The 16,732-nt window shown below is 65.2% G+C and carries 15 protein-coding genes; 13 read left to right on the top strand and 2 right to left on the bottom strand.

The window, feature by feature from the left end; genetic code table 11:
- The first annotated feature begins 36 nt into the window (after nucleotides 1–36).
- From ACODSU_RS23260 to ACODSU_RS23310, 11 genes are all read left to right on the top strand, one after another.
- Nucleotides 37–597, top strand: a complete 561-nt coding sequence (locus ACODSU_RS23260; RefSeq protein ID WP_488845203.1) for a DUF3305 domain-containing protein — start codon at nucleotides 37–39, stop codon at nucleotides 595–597.
- On the top strand, nucleotides 590–1,336 hold the full coding sequence (locus ACODSU_RS23265; RefSeq protein ID WP_488845205.1) for a DUF3306 domain-containing protein: 747 nt from the start codon (nucleotides 590–592) through the stop codon (nucleotides 1,334–1,336). The genes ACODSU_RS23260 and ACODSU_RS23265 overlap by 8 nt, the downstream gene beginning before the upstream one ends.
- Nucleotides 1,296–3,365, top strand: a complete 2,070-nt coding sequence (locus tag ACODSU_RS23270; RefSeq protein WP_488845220.1) for a 4Fe-4S binding protein — start codon at nucleotides 1,296–1,298, stop codon at nucleotides 3,363–3,365. The genes ACODSU_RS23265 and ACODSU_RS23270 overlap by 41 nt, the downstream gene beginning before the upstream one ends.
- Nucleotides 3,362–3,994: a TorD/DmsD family molecular chaperone gene (locus ACODSU_RS23275; RefSeq protein WP_060986376.1), complete on the top strand. Its 633-nt coding sequence runs from the start codon at nucleotides 3,362–3,364 to the stop codon at nucleotides 3,992–3,994. The genes ACODSU_RS23270 and ACODSU_RS23275 overlap by 4 nt, the downstream gene beginning before the upstream one ends.
- A 148-nt stretch (nucleotides 3,995–4,142) precedes the next feature.
- Nucleotides 4,143–4,352: a hypothetical protein gene (locus tag ACODSU_RS23280; RefSeq protein WP_015015429.1), complete on the top strand. Its 210-nt coding sequence runs from the start codon at nucleotides 4,143–4,145 to the stop codon at nucleotides 4,350–4,352.
- 14 nt (nucleotides 4,353–4,366) lie between these two features.
- Nucleotides 4,367–7,333, top strand: a complete 2,967-nt coding sequence (locus ACODSU_RS23285) for a formate dehydrogenase subunit alpha (protein WP_015015428.1) — start codon at nucleotides 4,367–4,369, stop codon at nucleotides 7,331–7,333.
- 23 nt (nucleotides 7,334–7,356) lie between these two features.
- On the top strand, nucleotides 7,357–7,974 hold the full coding sequence (fdh3B, locus tag ACODSU_RS23290) for a formate dehydrogenase FDH3 subunit beta (protein ID WP_015015427.1): 618 nt from the start codon (nucleotides 7,357–7,359) through the stop codon (nucleotides 7,972–7,974).
- Nucleotides 7,971–8,213, top strand: a complete 243-nt coding sequence (locus ACODSU_RS23295) for a hypothetical protein (protein ID WP_015015426.1) — start codon at nucleotides 7,971–7,973, stop codon at nucleotides 8,211–8,213. The genes fdh3B and ACODSU_RS23295 overlap by 4 nt, the downstream gene beginning before the upstream one ends.
- Nucleotides 8,214–8,221: 8 nt before the next feature.
- Nucleotides 8,222–9,445 (top strand): formate dehydrogenase subunit gamma, encoded by a 1,224-nt coding sequence (locus ACODSU_RS23300; RefSeq protein WP_488845208.1) that lies wholly within the window; start codon nucleotides 8,222–8,224, stop codon nucleotides 9,443–9,445.
- A gap of 11 nt (nucleotides 9,446–9,456) precedes the next feature.
- Nucleotides 9,457–9,849, top strand: coding sequence for a hypothetical protein (locus ACODSU_RS23305; protein WP_488845210.1), 393 nt, complete (start codon nucleotides 9,457–9,459; stop codon nucleotides 9,847–9,849).
- A 178-nt stretch (nucleotides 9,850–10,027) separates the two neighbouring features.
- Nucleotides 10,028–10,969, top strand: coding sequence for a formate dehydrogenase accessory sulfurtransferase FdhD (locus tag ACODSU_RS23310; RefSeq protein WP_488845212.1), 942 nt, complete (start codon nucleotides 10,028–10,030; stop codon nucleotides 10,967–10,969).
- Between the two features lie 94 nt (nucleotides 10,970–11,063).
- Here ACODSU_RS23310 and rbp read toward each other — a convergent pair whose 3' ends face one another.
- Both rbp and ACODSU_RS23320 read right to left on the bottom strand, forming a co-directional pair.
- Nucleotides 11,064–11,414 carry an RNA-binding regulator gene (gene rbp, locus ACODSU_RS23315; RefSeq protein ID WP_488845214.1) on the bottom strand — a complete coding sequence of 117 codons (351 nt, stop codon included), beginning with the start codon at nucleotides 11,412–11,414 and terminating at the stop codon, nucleotides 11,064–11,066.
- 137 nt (nucleotides 11,415–11,551) lie between these two features.
- Nucleotides 11,552–11,791, bottom strand: a complete 240-nt coding sequence (locus ACODSU_RS23320) for a hypothetical protein (RefSeq protein ID WP_210436255.1) — start codon at nucleotides 11,789–11,791, stop codon at nucleotides 11,552–11,554.
- 399 nt (nucleotides 11,792–12,190) lie between these two features.
- Here ACODSU_RS23320 and ACODSU_RS23325 point away from each other — a divergent pair, with 399 nt between their 5' ends.
- Together ACODSU_RS23325 and ACODSU_RS23330 are read left to right on the top strand one after the other, a co-directional pair.
- On the top strand, nucleotides 12,191–13,891 hold the full coding sequence (locus ACODSU_RS23325; RefSeq protein WP_488845216.1) for a C13 family peptidase: 1,701 nt from the start codon (nucleotides 12,191–12,193) through the stop codon (nucleotides 13,889–13,891).
- A 70-nt stretch (nucleotides 13,892–13,961) separates the two neighbouring features.
- Complete coding sequence (locus ACODSU_RS23330) at nucleotides 13,962–16,481, top strand: ABC transporter permease (RefSeq protein ID WP_488845218.1); 2,520 nt, start codon at nucleotides 13,962–13,964, stop codon at nucleotides 16,479–16,481.
- Nucleotides 16,482–16,732 lie beyond the last annotated feature (251 nt).

A 16,732-nucleotide genomic window follows, 5' to 3' on the forward strand; every position in this document is an offset into this window, starting at 1 on the left:
CGACCATGGCCTCGCGCCGGGGTACAGTCGGCGTCCATGACTGCCCCGCGCCCCTACACCGACGTCGCCGTGATCATGCGGTGCGAGCACATCGACAACCGCTGGCAACCCTGGCGCTGGTCGCTGGCCGAGGTGGTGGTCCACGAACCCACCTTCGGTAGCGAACCCCGGCCGCTGATCCAGGACGAGCGCGAGCAGCGCTGGTTGTTCCCCGGCTTTCGCGTGGAGCTGTTCCGTGACGATGCCGAGGGCTACCACCTCAACCTCACTTCCCCGGCCCCCTGCTGGTTTGTGATGTGGCGCCGCGATGAAGACACAGGCACCGGCGCTATCCCCCTGGCCCGCCCCGTGGCGGTGAGCCTGAGCTATCACGACGCTGGCCGCTGGCTGGACGCGCAGGAAACCGTGGAGCAGGTGCCTGCCGACCCCGAGGTGGTGGAGGCGCTGCGTGCCTTTGTGGCCGAGCATTACCAGCCCGAGCCCAAGCGCCGCAAGCGTCCGGACAGCTTCCGCACCTTGCAGGACCGCTTTGGCAACCCGGCCTCGGTGTCCACCGAGAAGCTCCGTGGCGGGGGCGGAGGGGGCGGCCATGGCTGATGGATTCCTTGGGCGCTGGTCGCGCCGCAAGCAGGATGTGCAGGCGGGCAAGCCTGTTCAGGACCCTCCGTCGCCTGCACGCACCCCTGCACCGCAGATAGCGCCTCCAAGCCCGTCGCCAGCGCCAGTGTCTGCGGTTGCACCAGCTGCCCCCGTCACCCCGGCACCCGATGCGCCACCACCGCCCACGCTGGCGGATGCCGAGGCGCTCACCCCCGCATCGGACTTCAAACCATTCGTGTCCCGCGCGGTGTCGCCCGAGGTGCGCAACCTGGCCATGAAGAAGCTGTTTGCCGACCCGCACTTCAATGTGATGGACGGTCTGGACATCTACGTCGGCGACTACACCCAGCCCGACCCGCTGCCCGCGGGCATGCTGCGCAAGATGGCCAGCGCACATGCGCTCGGCTTCTTTGACCACGAGAAAAAGGCATCGGCCGCTGCACCCGGTCTGCCGGGCGATCAGGCGCCGGATGCGGCTGCTGCGGCCCCAATATCCCCGCCGGCCAGTCAGCCTCGGGATGATGCGGAGGCGCAAGGCCCCGCAGACGTGGCACAGTCCCGGGTATGCAACGCTGTTCCTAGCGTTCCTTCCAGCGAGCCTGAGGTGGCCCCGCGCCCTGCCCAGGATGCGGTGGTCACGCCAGCCAGCCATACCCACAATGACCACGACGCTCATTTGCGACTGCAACCAGACGATGCCCCTCAACGCCAAGGCGTTGGGCGAGGCACTGCATGAAGACCTGACCCTTCACTCTACCCTGTGCCGGCGTGACGCAGGGGCGTTCCAAAAGGCCATCCAGTCCGGGCAGGACGTGGTGGTGGCCTGCACCCAGGAGCAGCGCCTGTTTGGCGACCTGGGCCAGCAGACCGAAGGGGCGGTGTCGCCCATCCGGTTTGTGAACATCCGCGAAACCGGGGGCTGGAGCCGCGATGCCGCCAAGGCCAGCCCCAAGATCGCCGCCCTGCTGGCCGCAGCGCGTTTGCCCGACCCGCCACCCGTGCCTACGGTCACCTACAAGAGCACGGGCCGCTTGCTCATCATCGGCCCGCTGGACCAGGCCGAGCAGGCCGCTGCCCTGGTGTCGGATGTGCTCGATGTGACGCTGTTCACCCAAGGCCCCGGCAATGCCGGCGGCGCGCAGGCGCGGCGCTACCCGGTGCTGGGTGGGCGCATCACAGGGCTCACAGGCTGGCTGGGTGCGTTTGAGCTGCAGTGGTCTGCCGACAACCCCATCGACCTGGACCTGTGCACGCGCTGCAATGCCTGCGTGGCGGCTTGTCCTGAAAATGCCATCGGTCTTGACTACCAGATCGACATGGCCGCCTGCCAGTCTCACCGCGCCTGCGTGAAGGTGTGTCAGGTCGCTGGGGCTATCGACTTCACTCGCGATGCCGCGGCGCAGACCGAGCGTTTTGACCTGGTGCTGGACCTGCGTGCGCCCACCGCCACGCCCACCTTTTTGCAGCATGCGCTGCCGCAGGGTTACCTGCGCTGGGACGGGCGGGACCTGGGCACGCTGCTCAAGCTGCGCGAGCTGGTGGGTGAGTTCGAGAAGCCCAAGTTTTTTGCCTACAAACAAAAGCTATGCGCCCACAGCCGCAACGAAACCGTGGGCTGCAATGCGTGCGTGGACATCTGCTCGGCCGAGGCCATCGCCAGCGACAAGAGCCGTCAGCAAATCAAGGTGAACCCCAACCTGTGTGTGGGCTGCGGTGCCTGCACCACCGTGTGCCCCACGGGCGCGCTGACCTATGCCTACCCCAGCGCAACGGATCAGGGCACCAAGCTCAAGACGCTGCTGTCCACCTACGCGGCTGCCGGTGGCAAGGATGCGGTGGTGCTGCTGCACAGCCAGGAGCGCGGCCAGTCGCTGGTCGAAGAACTCGGCCGTGCCGCCCAACTGAAGCTGGCGCACGGAGTGCCTGCCAATGTGATCCCGGTGGCGCTGTGGCACACAGCCAGCACCGGCGTGGACCTGTGGCTGAGTGCCATCGCCTACGGCGCCTCGCAAGTGGTGGTGCTGAGCTCCGACGAAGAAGCCCCGCAGTACCTCGATGGCCTGCAGGCGCAAATGGATGTGGCGCAGGCCATCCTGCGTGGCCTGGGCTACACCGGCACCCATGTGCAGTTGCTGCGCGCCAACCACCCCACCGCGCTGGACGCGGCACTGCAGGCTTTGGGCCAGACGCGCCAGAAGACCCCGGCCGTGGCGGCCCGCTTTGCGGTGGCGCAAGAGAAACGCAGCACGCTGGAGATGGCGCTCGACCATCTGACGGAGCAAGCCCCCATGCCCGTGGCCGAGCGGCCTGTGGCTATTGCGCTGCCCGCGGTGGGCTCCCCTCTGGGCACCATCGAGGTCAACAAGGACCGCTGCACCCTGTGCCTGAGCTGTGTGAGCGCCTGCCCGGCCAGTGCGCTGCAGGACAACCCGCAGCTGCCGCAATTGCGCTTCATCGAAAAGAACTGCGTGCAGTGTGGCCTGTGCGCCACCACCTGCCCGGAAGACGCCATCACCCTGCAACCGCGCCTGCTGCTCACGCCCGAGCGCGCGCAACTGCGGGTGCTCAACGAGGCCAAGCCCTGGGCCTGTGTGCGTTGCAGCAAACCCTTTGGCACGGTGAAAGCCATCGAGGCCATGCTCGGCAAGCTCTCGGGCCACCCCATGTTCCAGGGCGAGGCGCTGGAGCGCTTGAAGATGTGCAGCGACTGCCGTGTGATCGACCTGTATTCCGCAGAAAACGAGACGAAAGTGACCGACCTGTGAGCGCCTCATCCACCTTGACTCCCCTGGGCGGCAGCTCTGCGCTCGATGAGGAAACCGCCCGCGCCGAGCTGTACGGTTTGTTATCGCAGCTGTATTACGCGGCGCCCAGTCCGGAGCTGTTGTCCGCCTTGCGCGTGGCCGTGACCGAGGCGCCCGCCAGCGGGGGCTTTTTGCAGGAGCCCTGGCAGCAACTCGTGGCAGCGTCGCGTGCGCTCAGCGACGCTGAGATTGCGCAGGAGTTTGATCGGCTGTTTGGCGGCGTGGGCAAGCCTGAAGTGTTTCTGTACGGCTCGCACTACCTCAGCGGGTTTCTCAATGAAAAGCCGCTGGCGCGCCTGCGCACCGATCTGCAGCAACTGGGCCTGGCGCGGGATGAGGTCATGCCCGAGACCGAGGACCATGTGGCCTACCTGCTGGAGGTGATGCGCTACTTGATCGCGGGAGATGATGTAGCTGTCTGCAACCTGACATCCCAGCGTGAATTTTTTTCAACGCATCTGCAGCCCTGGGTTTTGCAACTCTGCGATGCCTTGGCTGCACAGCCACAAGCACGGTTTTATGCGGCTGTGGCGCACTTCACGCGGGCCTTTGTGTCGGTGGAGACCCAGGGCTTCGACATGTTGGATTGATCCCTGGGAGTGCTCGTAAACCCTAGTTCGACCGCTACAAAAGATGAGTGTGTTACTGGGAGTTGTAAAGCCCGATGGCGGGTTTTTACACACTGACATAGACTGTATGAATTCCGTTTCATAGCTGCCAGCCTTTCTGGAGACAAGCATGCAGAACAGCCAGCCAAATTCCTCCCGCCGGAGCTTCTTCTCCGGTGCTGCCACCGTAGGCGCTGCCGCAGCAGCCGTGGTGGCCCTTCCCCAAGTGGCTCCGTCCGATGCCGTGGTGTCCGAACCCGCGCGCGTCGCACCCGAAAAGGGCGGTGGTTATCACCTGTCTGCCCGCGTGAAGCAGTACTACAAGACCACCCAACTCTGACATCGGGGCACGCCATGTTGCTAACCAAGAAGTCTTCCCATTCCGTGCAGGGCAACAGCTCTGCGTCGCCTTTTGTGCACAGCCTGCGCCGTGGCCTGTCGCAGGCCCTGCCCACCATGGACCGCCGCTCGTTCCTGCGTCGCTCCGGTCTGGGGGTGGGCGTGGGCATCGCCGCGTCCCAGCTCACGCTGGTCAAGAAATCCAACGCCGCCGAAGGTGCCAAGGTTGGCATCGGCGACAGCAAGATCGAAGTGCGCCGCACCGTGTGCACCCACTGCTCGGTGGGTTGCGCCGTGGATGCGGTGGTTGAAAACGGTGTGTGGGTGCGCCAGGAGGCGGTGTTCGACTCGCCCATCAACCTGGGCGCCCACTGCGCAAAGGGCGCGGCCTTGCGTGAGCACGGCCACGGCGAGTACCGCCTGCGTTACCCCATGAAGCTCGTCAACGGCAAGTATGAGCGCATCAGCTGGGACACGGCACTGAACGAGATCACTGCCAAGATGCAGGAGCTGCGCAAGGCCAGCGGCCCTGACAGCGTGTACTTCGTGGGTTCGTCCAAGCACAACAACGAACAGGCCTACCTGCTGCGCAAGTTCGTGAGCTTCTGGGGCACCAACAACTGCGACCATCAGGCGCGCATTTGCCACTCGACCACGGTGGCAGGTGTGGCGAACACCTGGGGCTATGGCGCCATGACCAATTCGTACAACGACATGCAGAACAGCAAGGTCGCTCTGTACATCGGCTCCAACGCGGCCGAGGCCCATCCGGTGTCCATGCTGCACATGCTGCACGCCAAGGAAACCGGCTGCAAGATGATCGTGGTGGACCCCCGCTTCACCCGCACGGCGGCCAAGGCCGACGAGTACGTGCGCATCCGCTCGGGCACCGATATTCCGTTCCTGTTCGGTCTGCTGTACCACATCTTCAAGAACGGCTGGGAAGACAAGAAGTACATCAACGACCGTGTCTATGGCATGGACAAGGTGCGCGACGAAGTGCTGGCCAAGTGGACCCCGGACAAGGTCGAAGAGGCCTGTGGCGTCAAGGAAGACCAGATGTTCAAGGTCGCCAAGATGCTGCACGACAACAACCCCGGCACCATCGTCTGGTGCATGGGACAAACGCAGCACACCATCGGCAACGCCATGGTGCGTGCATCGTGCATCCTGCAACTGGCCCTGGGCAACGTCGGCAAGAGCGGCGGCGGCACCAACATTTTCCGTGGCCACGACAACGTGCAGGGCGCGACCGACGTCGGCCCCAACCCCGACTCGCTGCCGGGCTACTACGGCCTGGCCGAGGGCTCTTGGAAGCACTTCGCCAACGTGTGGGGTGTGGACTTCGAGTGGATCAAGAAGCAGTACGCATCGCCCGCGATGATGACCAAGAACGGCATCACCGTGTCGCGCTGGATCGATGGCGTGCTGGAGAACAACGAGCTGATCGACCAGGACTCCAACCTGCGCGGCGTGTTCTTCTGGGGCCATGCGCCCAACTCGCAGACCCGTGGCCTCGAAATGAAGCGCGCCATGGACAAGCTGGACCTGCTGGTGGTGGTGGACCCGTATCCATCGGCCACCGCCGCCATGGCCGCCATGCCCGGCAAGGCCGAGGACTTGAACCCCAACCGCGCGGTGTACCTGCTGCCAGCGGCCACGCAGTTCGAGACCAGCGGATCGTGCACGGCCTCCAACCGTTCCATCCAGTGGCGCGAGAAGGTGATCGAGCCGCTGTGGGAGAGCCGCTCCGACCACATGATCATGTATCAGTTCGCACAAAAGCTCGGCTTTGCCGATGAGCTGTGCAAGAACTACAAGATGCAGAAGGTCAAGGGCATGGACGAGCCCGTGCCCGAGGACATCCTGCGCGAAATCAACAAGTCGGTCTGGACCATTGGCTACACCGGCCAAAGCCCTGAGCGCCTGAAGGCCCACATGAAGAACATGCACTTGTTCGACGTGAAGACCCTCAAGGCCAAGGGCGGTAAGGACAAGGAAACCGGCTACGACTTTGGTGGCGACTACTTTGGCCTGCCATGGCCCTGCTATGGCACGCCCGAGCTCAAGCACCCTGGCTCGCCCAACCTGTACGACACCTCCAAGCATGTGATGGACGGTGGCGGTAACTTCCGTGCGAACTTCGGTGTGGAAAAAGACGGCGTCAATCTGCTGGCCGAAGACGGCTCGCATTCGCTGGGCTGCGAGATCACCACAGGCTACCCTGAGTTCGACCATGTGCTGCTGAAAAAGCTGGGCTGGTGGGACGACCTGAGCGATGCCGAGAAGGCCAAGGCCGAAGGCAAGAACTGGAAGACCGACCCCACGGGCGCGATCATCCGTGTGGCCCTGAAGCATGGTTGTCATCCTTTTGGCAACGCGAAGGCGCGCGCTGTGGTGTGGAACTTCCCTGATGCTATTCCGCAGCACCGCGAGCCCCTGTATGGCACGCGGCCGGACCTCATGGCCAAGTACCCCACCCACGACGACAAGAAGGCCTTCTGGCGCCTGCCCACGCTCTACAAGACCGTGCAGGAAAAGAACATTGCCGACAAGGTGAGCGAGAAGTTCCCGCTCATCATGAGCTCGGGCCGTTTGGTCGAGTACGAAGGCGGCGGCGAGGAAACCCGCTCCAACCCCTGGCTGGCAGAGTTGCAGCAGGAGTCGTTTGTCGAGATCAACCCCAAGACCGCTGCGGACCGCGGTATCCGCAACGGCGAGCGCGTGTGGCTCAGTTCGCCCACGGGCGCCCGCATCAACGTGCAGGCGCTGGTCACCGAGCGTGTGGCACCCGACACGGTGTGGATGCCGTTCCACTTCTCGGGCCGCTGGCAGGGGGCGGACATGCTGGCGTATTACCCCAAGGGCGCTGCACCCGTGGTGCGCGGTGAAGCCGTGAACACGGCCACCACCTATGGCTACGACAGTGTGACCATGATGCAAGAAACCAAGACCACGATCTGCAACGTGGAACGCGCCTGATCGCGCCACGCAAGGAGACACACATGGCACGAATGAAATTCATCTGCGACGCAGAGCGCTGCATCGAGTGCAACGGCTGCGTGACCGCCTGCAAGAACGAACACGAAGTACCCTGGGGCGTGAACCGCCGTCGCGTGGTCACCCTGAACGACGGTGTGCCGGGCGAGAAGTCCATCTCGGTGGCCTGCATGCATTGCAGCGATGCACCCTGCATGGCGGTTTGCCCCGTTAATTGCTTCTACCGCACCGAAGAGGGCGTGGTGCTGCACGACAAGGATGTGTGCATCGGCTGCGGCTACTGCAGCTATGCCTGCCCCTTCGGTGCGCCGCAGTTCCCTGCGTCCGGCACTTTTGGTGTGCGCGGCAAGATGGACAAGTGCACCTTCTGCGCCGGTGGCCCTGAGACCCACGGCAGCCAGGCCGAGTTTGAAAAATACGGCCGCAACCGACTGGCCGAGGGCAAACTGCCCGCCTGCGCCGAAATGTGCTCGACCAAGGCCCTGTTGGCCGGTGATGGCGATGTGGTGGCGGACATCTTCCGCAACCGCGTGGTGCAGCGTGGCAAGGGTGCCGAGGTGTGGGGCTGGGGCACGGCCTACGGCTCACAACAGGCAGGCCAGCCTGCAGGAGGCAAGTCATGATGCAGCGCACCGTACACCTGACCCTGGCCGCTGCGGTGGCCGCCCTGGCACTCACAGCCTGCGGCGAGAAACCGCAGACCGGCATGGGCATCCGCAGCGATGCTCCGCCTTACGCGGGCACTGGCAGCAACTTCACGCAGCCTGGCTGGAAAGCCGGTGACAAATCCAGCTGGGAAGCGCAGTTGAAAGCGCGCCAGCAGTACGGCCAGAACGAATACACCCGCACCCAGGCGAAGTGAGGTCCACCATGAAATACATCGTGTGGTCCATGGCCCTGGCGGCCAGTCTGGCCTGCGGGCTGGCTGGCGCACAGGCGCAGCCAGCTGCGCCAGACGCAGCGGCCCCCTCGGCCCCCGCAGCCGCCACCGCGCCCGCTGCCGTGGGCGGCGTACAAAGCCAGAACATCTTTCAGGTCAAACCCGACGCCAGCGCTGATCCCAAATACGCTGAACAGAGCAACGGCGAACGCATGAAGGTGCAGCCCGGTAACAACGCGCCCATGTGGCGCCAGGTCGGGCAGGGCGTGACGGGCTACAGCAGCCTACCGGTGACCCAGGCGCCCGAGGCGGGCAACCTGATCCAACGCTTTGTGCAGTACCCTGGCTCGCGCTACACCAATGCGGGCGAGGCGTGGCGGCAAGTGCGCAACCACTGGATCATCCCCTACGGTGCGGCGCTGTTTGCCATCGTGTTGCTGGCTTTGGGCATCTTCTACTTTGTGAAAGGCCCGCTGGGGCATGAGCATCCCGACGGCACCGGTCCCCGCCGTATCGAGCGTTTCACCCCGTTCGAGCGCGCGGCCCACTGGGCCAATGCGTTTGCATTCATCGCGTTGGCCATCTCCGGCATAGTGATGGCGTTTGGCAAGTTCTTCCTGTTGCCCATCCTGGGGACCACGCTGTTTGGCTGGTTGACCTATGCGCTCAAGAACGTGCACAACTTTGTGGGCCCGTTGTTTGCTGTGTCGCTGCTGGTGATCATTCTCACCTTCATCAAGGACAACATCGCCAACCGCGCCGACTTTGTCTGGCTGGCCAAGGGCGGCGGCATGCTGGGCAAGGGCAATCACGAGGTGCCCTCACACCGCTTCAATGCGGGCGAGAAGGGCCTGTTCTGGTGGGGCATCACCATCCCCGGCATCTTTGTGGTGGCCACGGGCCTCGTGCTCGATAAGCTCATTCCCGGCATTGGCGACGTACGTGGCGACATGCAGATCGCCCACATGATCCACGCCACCCTGGCCATCTGGATGATGGCGTTGATCTGTGGCCACATCTACATGGGCACAGTGGGCATGAAGGGCGCCTACAAGGCCATGCGCACCGGCTATGTGAGCGAGGGCTGGGCCAAGGAACACCATGAGCTGTGGTACGACGATGTGCAGGCCGGCAAGATCCCGCGCCAGCGCAGCGCCAGCCAGTCAGCGACCGACGTAGCAGCATCTGCGGGCCAGCAGCCCGCCCAGGTATGAGGATCCACTCCATGACGAGATCAAGCATCCGCACCTCTTTGCTGGCGCTGTGCGCGGCAGCCGTATGCACGGTGGCATCTGCCAAGCTGCCGGCCCCGTCCCCCGAGGCCGCAGCCAAGGCCGCCGAAGCCGCCGCCAAGGCCGCATGGGCCGGCAAGGTGGACAACTACAAGCTGTGCCTATCGCAAGACAAGGTGGCCGCGCACTACCGCAAGACCACGCCCTCGGCCAAGCCAGCGGCTGCGGGTGGAGCTGCTTGCGCAGATCCCGGCCCCTTCGCCTACACACCGCCAGCCGCCAAACCGGCCGAGGCTGCAGGCGCCCATTCGCCACCAGGCACGGCCAGCAGCCCTCCCAGCACGCAGGTGCCCGCAGCAGCGACGGCACCCGCTTCGAAGTCCTGACGCACACTGTCGCTTCAGGCCGCGAGCCGCGTTCCCTTGTGGGGCGCGGCTTTTTTTGTGGGCGGTGGTGCGAAGGGGGCCTGGCGGGGCCCACGTGCCGGGGCGCCGTGGCGCAACCACTTCGCAACCTATTCCCTTTCGCCCACCGCTGGCGTCTTGCACTGCGTATATTTGCCCCATGAGTTCTTCATCTGCCCCTTCCGGCTCGTCCATGCCCGCGCTGCCGCGCTTGACGCGGGCCCATGCCCCGCTCACCCACGCGGTGGAGATCGTGAATGAGCTGGGCGAGCGCGAGCAGGTGCAGATCCCGGCCGAGCGTCCGTTGACGATTTATGTGGACAAGCGCGAGCTCGTCACGCTGATGACATTGGGTGCGCAACCGGAGTTGCTGGTGCTGGGCTACTTGCGCAACCAGCGGCTGGTCGAGTCGGTGTTCGACATTGAATCCATCACGGTCGATTGGGAGGTGCATGCCGCTGCCGTGCGCACGCGCCACGGCATCGCGCGCATTGAGGAGCGCACGGCCAGCAAGGTTGTCACCACGGGCTGCGGGCAGGGCAGCGTGTTTGGCGGGCTCATGGACGAAGTGGACCGCATCCAGTTGCCCGACGCCCGCCTGACCCAGGGCCAGCTTTACGGCATCGTCAATGCGATTCGCCTCAAGGAGACCACCTACAAGTCGTCCGGCTCGGTCCACGGCTGCGCGTTGTTCCAGGGGGAGGAGCTACTCACCTTCGTGGAGGATGTCGGGCGCCACAATGCCATCGACACCATCGCCGGCTGGATGTGGATGAACCCTGAAACGTCTTCGTCAGGCAGCCCCGCTGAAGGCTCTGCGTCTGTTCCCATGTCGGGGGCGGACAAGGTGTTCTACACCACGGGCCGCCTCACCAGCGAGATGGTCATCAAGTCCGCGCAGATGGGTGTGCCCATCGTGGTGTCCCGCAGCGGCATGACACAGATGGGCCACGCCGTGGCCCAGCAGTTGGGCCTGTGCGCCATCGGGCGCGCGACCAATCGCCGCTTTGTCTGCTACAGCGGTGCGCACCGCCTGGTTCTGCAGCCGGAGCTGGCGCAGGCACCCGTTGTGCCACCCGTGCAGAGTGCTGGCCCACGCTGAGGCCCAGAGGCGCTGGGCGTGCACCGCCGGATGGGGGCAGGACGAAAAAAAGCCGGCGTCTGAGCGCCGGCTTTTCGTTGTGGATCGTCAGGGCTTAGTAGCGACCGCCGCCAAAGCCGCCGTTGCCATAGCCAACGTCCGAGCGCTTGTTGGTGTTGTAACCCGAGGCGCTGTAGCCGCCGGCACCGCCGGTGGTTTCACGGGGGCGGGCGAGGTTGACCACGATCGAGCGTCCATCCACGGACATGCCGTGCATTGCGCTGATGGCGGCCTGGGCCACTTCGGCATTGGCCATTTCCACGAATCCAAAGCCTTTGGAGCGTCCGGTTTCGCGGTCCATCATGACCTTGGCGGAAGACACGCCGCCGAACTCGGCGAAGTTGCTTTCGAGGGTGGCGTCGGTCACGGAGTAGGGCAGGTTGCCCACGTAGATTTTGCTGCTCATGGAAGAGCCTTTCTGAGATGTGGTGCGCACGAAAAGCGTACCGTGGGGAGACAGCTGCGCGCGCCGGCTGGCCTGGCAACTGAAGGGGTGGAATGGGGTGACTGGTGAAAACGATCTGGCGTTGGCAGATCAATCCATCAGCACACAGGCGGGTGCGCCATGCAGGTCTGGAGCCAGCCCTGGGTGACTGCAAAGAGCCGCGCCGCCTCGCGCGAGGCAAAGGCTTTGTCAAAACGGAATACGCGGCAGTAGCTGCCGTTGCCTGCGGCGCGCTGGACCGAGAAGGAGGCGCGAAAGCCGCCGCAGTCGGTTGGGTGTGTCGCGGGCGAAACGACGTACTGGCCCATGGAAATGGCGTTATTGGAAATCTGGTGCATTCGGGAACGCAGACCTGCACAGGTTTGCGTGAGCATCGATGGACTCGGTGGGCTGCAGCTCTTCAGACCCACTGGGCGACAAGCGTCGCCAAAGGTGGCCTGCCTGGGGCGTTGAAATCGCGTGGAGGCAGGGGTTGCGATGACAGCTCGCGTCGTGAGCGGTAACTGCAACGAGTCGAATTATGCTCCATAAGTTATTTAATATCTAATCAATATTATTTTTGGTTTTATTTTGCCGTTGGGAAGGCCCTTGCCAGCGGTACGAGCGCCGAGGCAATGGCGCCATGGACCAGGCTCTTGCTTGCTCGGCTCAGGGGCTCGCGGAGTGGCGCGCAGCCTCCGTGTTTCGGCTGCGGTCATGCGCATCAAGACGTCAACCTGCGATGGCATGATGCGCGCATGAAAGACCTGAACGCCAGCAGCAGCACCTGGGCCGACACGTTACCCAGCCAATGGGGCCCCGAGTTGGCCCACACGGAAATTGAAGTTCCTTTGGGCCGATCGCCGCAAGACCCGCCGCCATCGCTGGCAGGCAGGGCGGCTCTTGCGCCGGAACGCCTTTCGCTGTGGGGCTGGATGCGCGAGGGATTGCGCGCGGCCTTGTTCCTTACGCCGCGCACGGGGGCCGCAGCGCCTACGCCCTGGCAATTGCTGGTGCTGTCGCTGATCAGCGCGGCGCTGCTGGTGGGGGCCGCACGGTGGCAGGTGGTGGGCCCTGCGCAGTTCAGCCTGCGGGGTTGGCTTGCACCCATGTGGAGCGGCCTGGTGCTGCTGTGGCTGGCATGGTGGGCCATGGCGCCCGCACAGCGAGCGCCGGCCCTGGCGGGCGAGCCTGGGTCCCTTGGCCTTTCCGGCGGATTGGCGGCCTGGTATGTGCTCTCGGCATGGGCCCCTCTGGGCCCCTTGCTGGTGCTGTATGTGTTGATGGGGATGGCGGTTCACCAGCCGGAGTGGTGGAGCGGCGCGGTGGCCAGCATCGTTTTCTGGGTCGCCTATGGTGTGCTCACTGTGTGGGTGCTGGCCGCCCTGGTGGTTGTGAGCGCACGCTTCATCCGCTCCCGTGTGCGAACCGCGGTGTTTGGGCTGGCGATGGCCGCAGTGGTGGGCGTGGGGATGTGGCAGTTTCAGGACCAGCCTTGGGAGGAGGACGCCCAGGCGCTGGCGGATGCCTCTGCGCAGTCGGCCGACGGTGCACCGCCTCCCGAACCTGCACACCTGGCACTGTCACAGGGCCTGTTTGAAGACCAGCAGCTGCTGTGGCAACAGCAGGTGGAGGCCTTGGCGCCAGAGCGCCCTGGCGTGACGGATGTCTACGGGCTGGTGTTTGCCCCCTATGCGGATGAAAACGTGTTCCGCCGCGAAAGCAGCATGGTCAGCGCGCTGCTGCAGGAGCGGTTTGACGCCCAGGGGCGGGTGCTGCACCTGCTCAACCATGCGGACACTGCGAAGACCCACCCGTGGGCAACGCCCGAGAACCTGCAGCGCGCCATTGCTGCCCTGGCCGCACGCATGGACCGGGAGCGCGATGTGCTGGTGATCTACATGACCTCGCACGGCGCGCGCAACCATGAGCTGGCGGCGTCGCATTGGCCGCTGGAGGTGCCGCCGGTGACACCCGAGATGCTGCGCACAGCGCTCGATGAGGCGGGCATCCGCAACCGGGTGATCGCGGTGTCCGCATGCTTCTCCGGAGGCTGGATCGAACCGCTGGCCACGGACAGCACCCTGATCATGACGGCGGCCGATGCCACCCACACCTCGTATGGCTGCGGCAGGTTGTCGGAGCTGACCTTTTTTGGCCGCGCGGTGTTCAATGAGCAACTGCGCCAGACCCATTCTTTTACCGAGGCATTTGCCAAAGCGGTCCCGCTGATCCAGCAGCGCGAGGTCGAGGCCGGAAAAGTCGATGGCTTCTCGAACCCGCAGATCCGCGTGGGCCCGCAGATCACCCCTGTGTTACAGGCCCTGGAGCAACGGCTGCAGGCGCTGGCCACCAACGCCACCCATGAAATCCCCGCCGTGGCAGGGGGCACGGCAGAACCGGTGCTGGCGACGGTTGCGGCGACCCCGCCCGCTGCCACCCCCACTGCGCGGCCCTGAAGGTTGGCCTTGATCCGGCACTAACACCCCACAGACCGCCAGCCCGTTTGCTTTGCGCTAAGGTCCGCCCATGAACCTGTCTTTCTTGCGCCTTGGCTGGCGCACCCTGGCCCGGGACCTGCGTGCGGGCGAGTTGCGCCTGCTGATCGTGGCCGTCACCCTGGCCGTGGCCGCGCTCACGTCAGTGGGGTTTTTTGCGGACCGCCTGCAAGGGGGCCTGCAGCGCGATGCCCTGCAACTGCTGGGGGGTGATGCAGTGGTGGCCAGCGACAACCCGACGCCAGCCGCTTTTGTGGAGCGCGCCAAGGCGCTCGGGCTCCAGTCGGTGACCACGCTGGGCTTTCCGACCATGGGCCGCGCGAGCGATGCGCAGGGTGGTGCCAGCAAGCTGGTGGCACTCAAGAGCGTGCAGCCGGGCTACCCGCTACGCGGCAGCCTCACGGTGGCGGATGCTCCTGGCGCGCTGGAGCAGCCGACGCGCGACATCCCGGCGCCCGGCGAGGTGTGGGTGGATGCGCCGCTGCTCGAATCGCTGAACCTTGCCGTGGGCGACAAGCTGTTGCTGGGTGATGCACAGCTGCGCATTGCGCGCATCATCGTCATCGAGCCGGACCGGGGCGCGGGCTTCATGAGCTTTGCGCCGCGGGTCATGGTCAACGAAGGTGACCTGCCCGTCACGGGCCTGGTGCAGCCGGCCAGCCGCCTGACGTATCGCTTTGCCGTCATCGGCCCGGCGCCTGCCATCCAGGCGTTCAACGAGTGGGCAGTGGCCGAAGCCAAAAAACCCGAAGTGCATGGCGTGCGCGTGGAGTCGCTGGAAAGCGGCCGCCCCGAAATGCGCCAGACGCTGGACCGCGCCCAGAAATTCCTGAGCCTGGTGGCGCTGCTGGCTGCGTTGCTCTCGGCCGTGGCCGTGGCGCTGGCCGCGCGCGGGTTTGCGGCCGAGCACCTCGACGCCTCGGCCATGTTGCGCGTGCTGGGGCAGAGCCAGCGCACCATTGCGGGGGCCTACACCACCGAGTTCGCGCTCATTGGCCTGTTTGCCAGCTCGCTGGGTGTTGCGCTGGGCTACGTGGTGCATTACGCCTTCGTGCTGCTGTTGGCGGGCCTGGTGGAGTCGGCCCTGCCGCCGCCCAGCCTGTGGCCGGTGGTGTTTGGCCTGGGCATGGGGCTCACGCTGTTGTTGGCGTTTGGCCTGCCGCCGGTGCTGCAACTGGCGCAGGTGCCGCCGCTGCGGGTGATCCGGCGCGATGTGGGCGGGCTCAAGCCTGCCTCGCTGGCGGTGCTGGGAGTCGGCATAGCGGGCTTTGCGGCGCTGTTGCTGGCAGTGAGCAGCGACATCAAGCTGGGGCTGATTGCTGTCGGCGGCTTCGCGGGGGCGGTGGCGCTGTTTGCGGGGTTGTCTTGGGTGGCAGTCAAGCTGTTGCGCAAGAGTGTGAACGAGGCCACGGCCCCGCGCTGGCTGGTGCTGGCCACGCGGCAGATCTCTGCACGCCCGGCCTATGCCGTGGTGCAGGTCAGCAGCCTGGCCGTGGGCTTGCTGGCCCTGGTGCTGCTGGTGCTGCTGCGCACCGACCTCATCAGCAGCTGGCGCAAGGCGACGCCGCCCGACGCGCCCAATCGCTTTGTCATCAACGTGATGCCAGACCAGTCCGAGGCGTTTCAGCAGACGCTCAAGGACAGCGGCGTGGCGCGCTACGACTGGTACCCCATGATCCGGGGTCGCCTGGTGGCCGTGAACGGCAAGCCGGTGGGCCCCGACAACTACACCGACGACCGCGCCAAGAGGCTGGTGGACCGTGAATTCAACCTCTCCAACGCCGTGGAGGCACCGCCCCACAACCAGGTGGTGGCCGGACGCTGGACGCCGGGTGAGGAGGGCGCCATCAGTGTGGAAGAAGGTATTGCCCAAACTTTGGGCCTGCAGTTGGGGGACCGCTTGCAGTTCGATATGGGCGGTGTACAGGACGAGGCCCGCATCACCAGCCTGCGCAAGGTGGACTGGGGCTCCATGCGCGCCAACTTCTTTGTGATGTACCCGGTGGCAGAGGTCAAGGACGTTCCGGTCACCTACCTGGCCGCCTACCGCGCCCCCGAGACCCACGGTTTTGACAATGCGCTGGTGCGCCAGTTTCCCAACATCACCAATGTGGACATGGGCGCCACCATTGCCCAGGTGCAGCGGGTGCTGGAACAGGTGATCCGGGCGGTGGAGTTTCTGTTTGCCTTCACGCTCGCGGCCGGGCTGGTGGTGTTGTTTGCCGCCGTGACCGCCACCCGCGAAGAGCGTGCACGGGAGTACGCCATCATGCGGGCCGTGGGTGCCCGGGCAAGCCTGCTGCGCCAGGTGCAGCGGGCCGAACTGGTGGGCGTGGGTCTGCTGGCGGGCTTTCTGGCCAGTGCCGTGGCCGTGGGCGTGGGCTGGGCACTGGCCCGCTACGTTTTTGACTTCACCTGGACCGCCGCTCCCTGGGTGCCGCTGGCGGGGGCGCTGGCAGGGGCGGTGCTGGCGTTGGCTGCGGGCTGGTGGGGCTTGCGCGAGGTGCTGCTGCGCCCTGTGGTGGATACGCTACGGCGCGCCGCTGAATAGCGCGCTGGCACACAGGTCCAGTTCACTGCCTGGACAGGCGGTGGGTGTCATGGGGTGGCTTCTTCCGCCCTCGATGGCAGACCTGTTCTTTGGGTGTTTGTCGGGCCCGCCGTCCTGACAATGCCCTGCCGACCACGCAACGCCCGCACGCGGAGCAAGGGGTTGCAGCACGTTGCCCCGCAGGGGCGATATTTGTGGGCGGTTTAAACAACGAAGTGCACGTTGCCAAAAGGTAGGCCCAGACAAGTAAG

It is taken from the genome of Acidovorax sp. FG48, assembly GCF_057809085.1.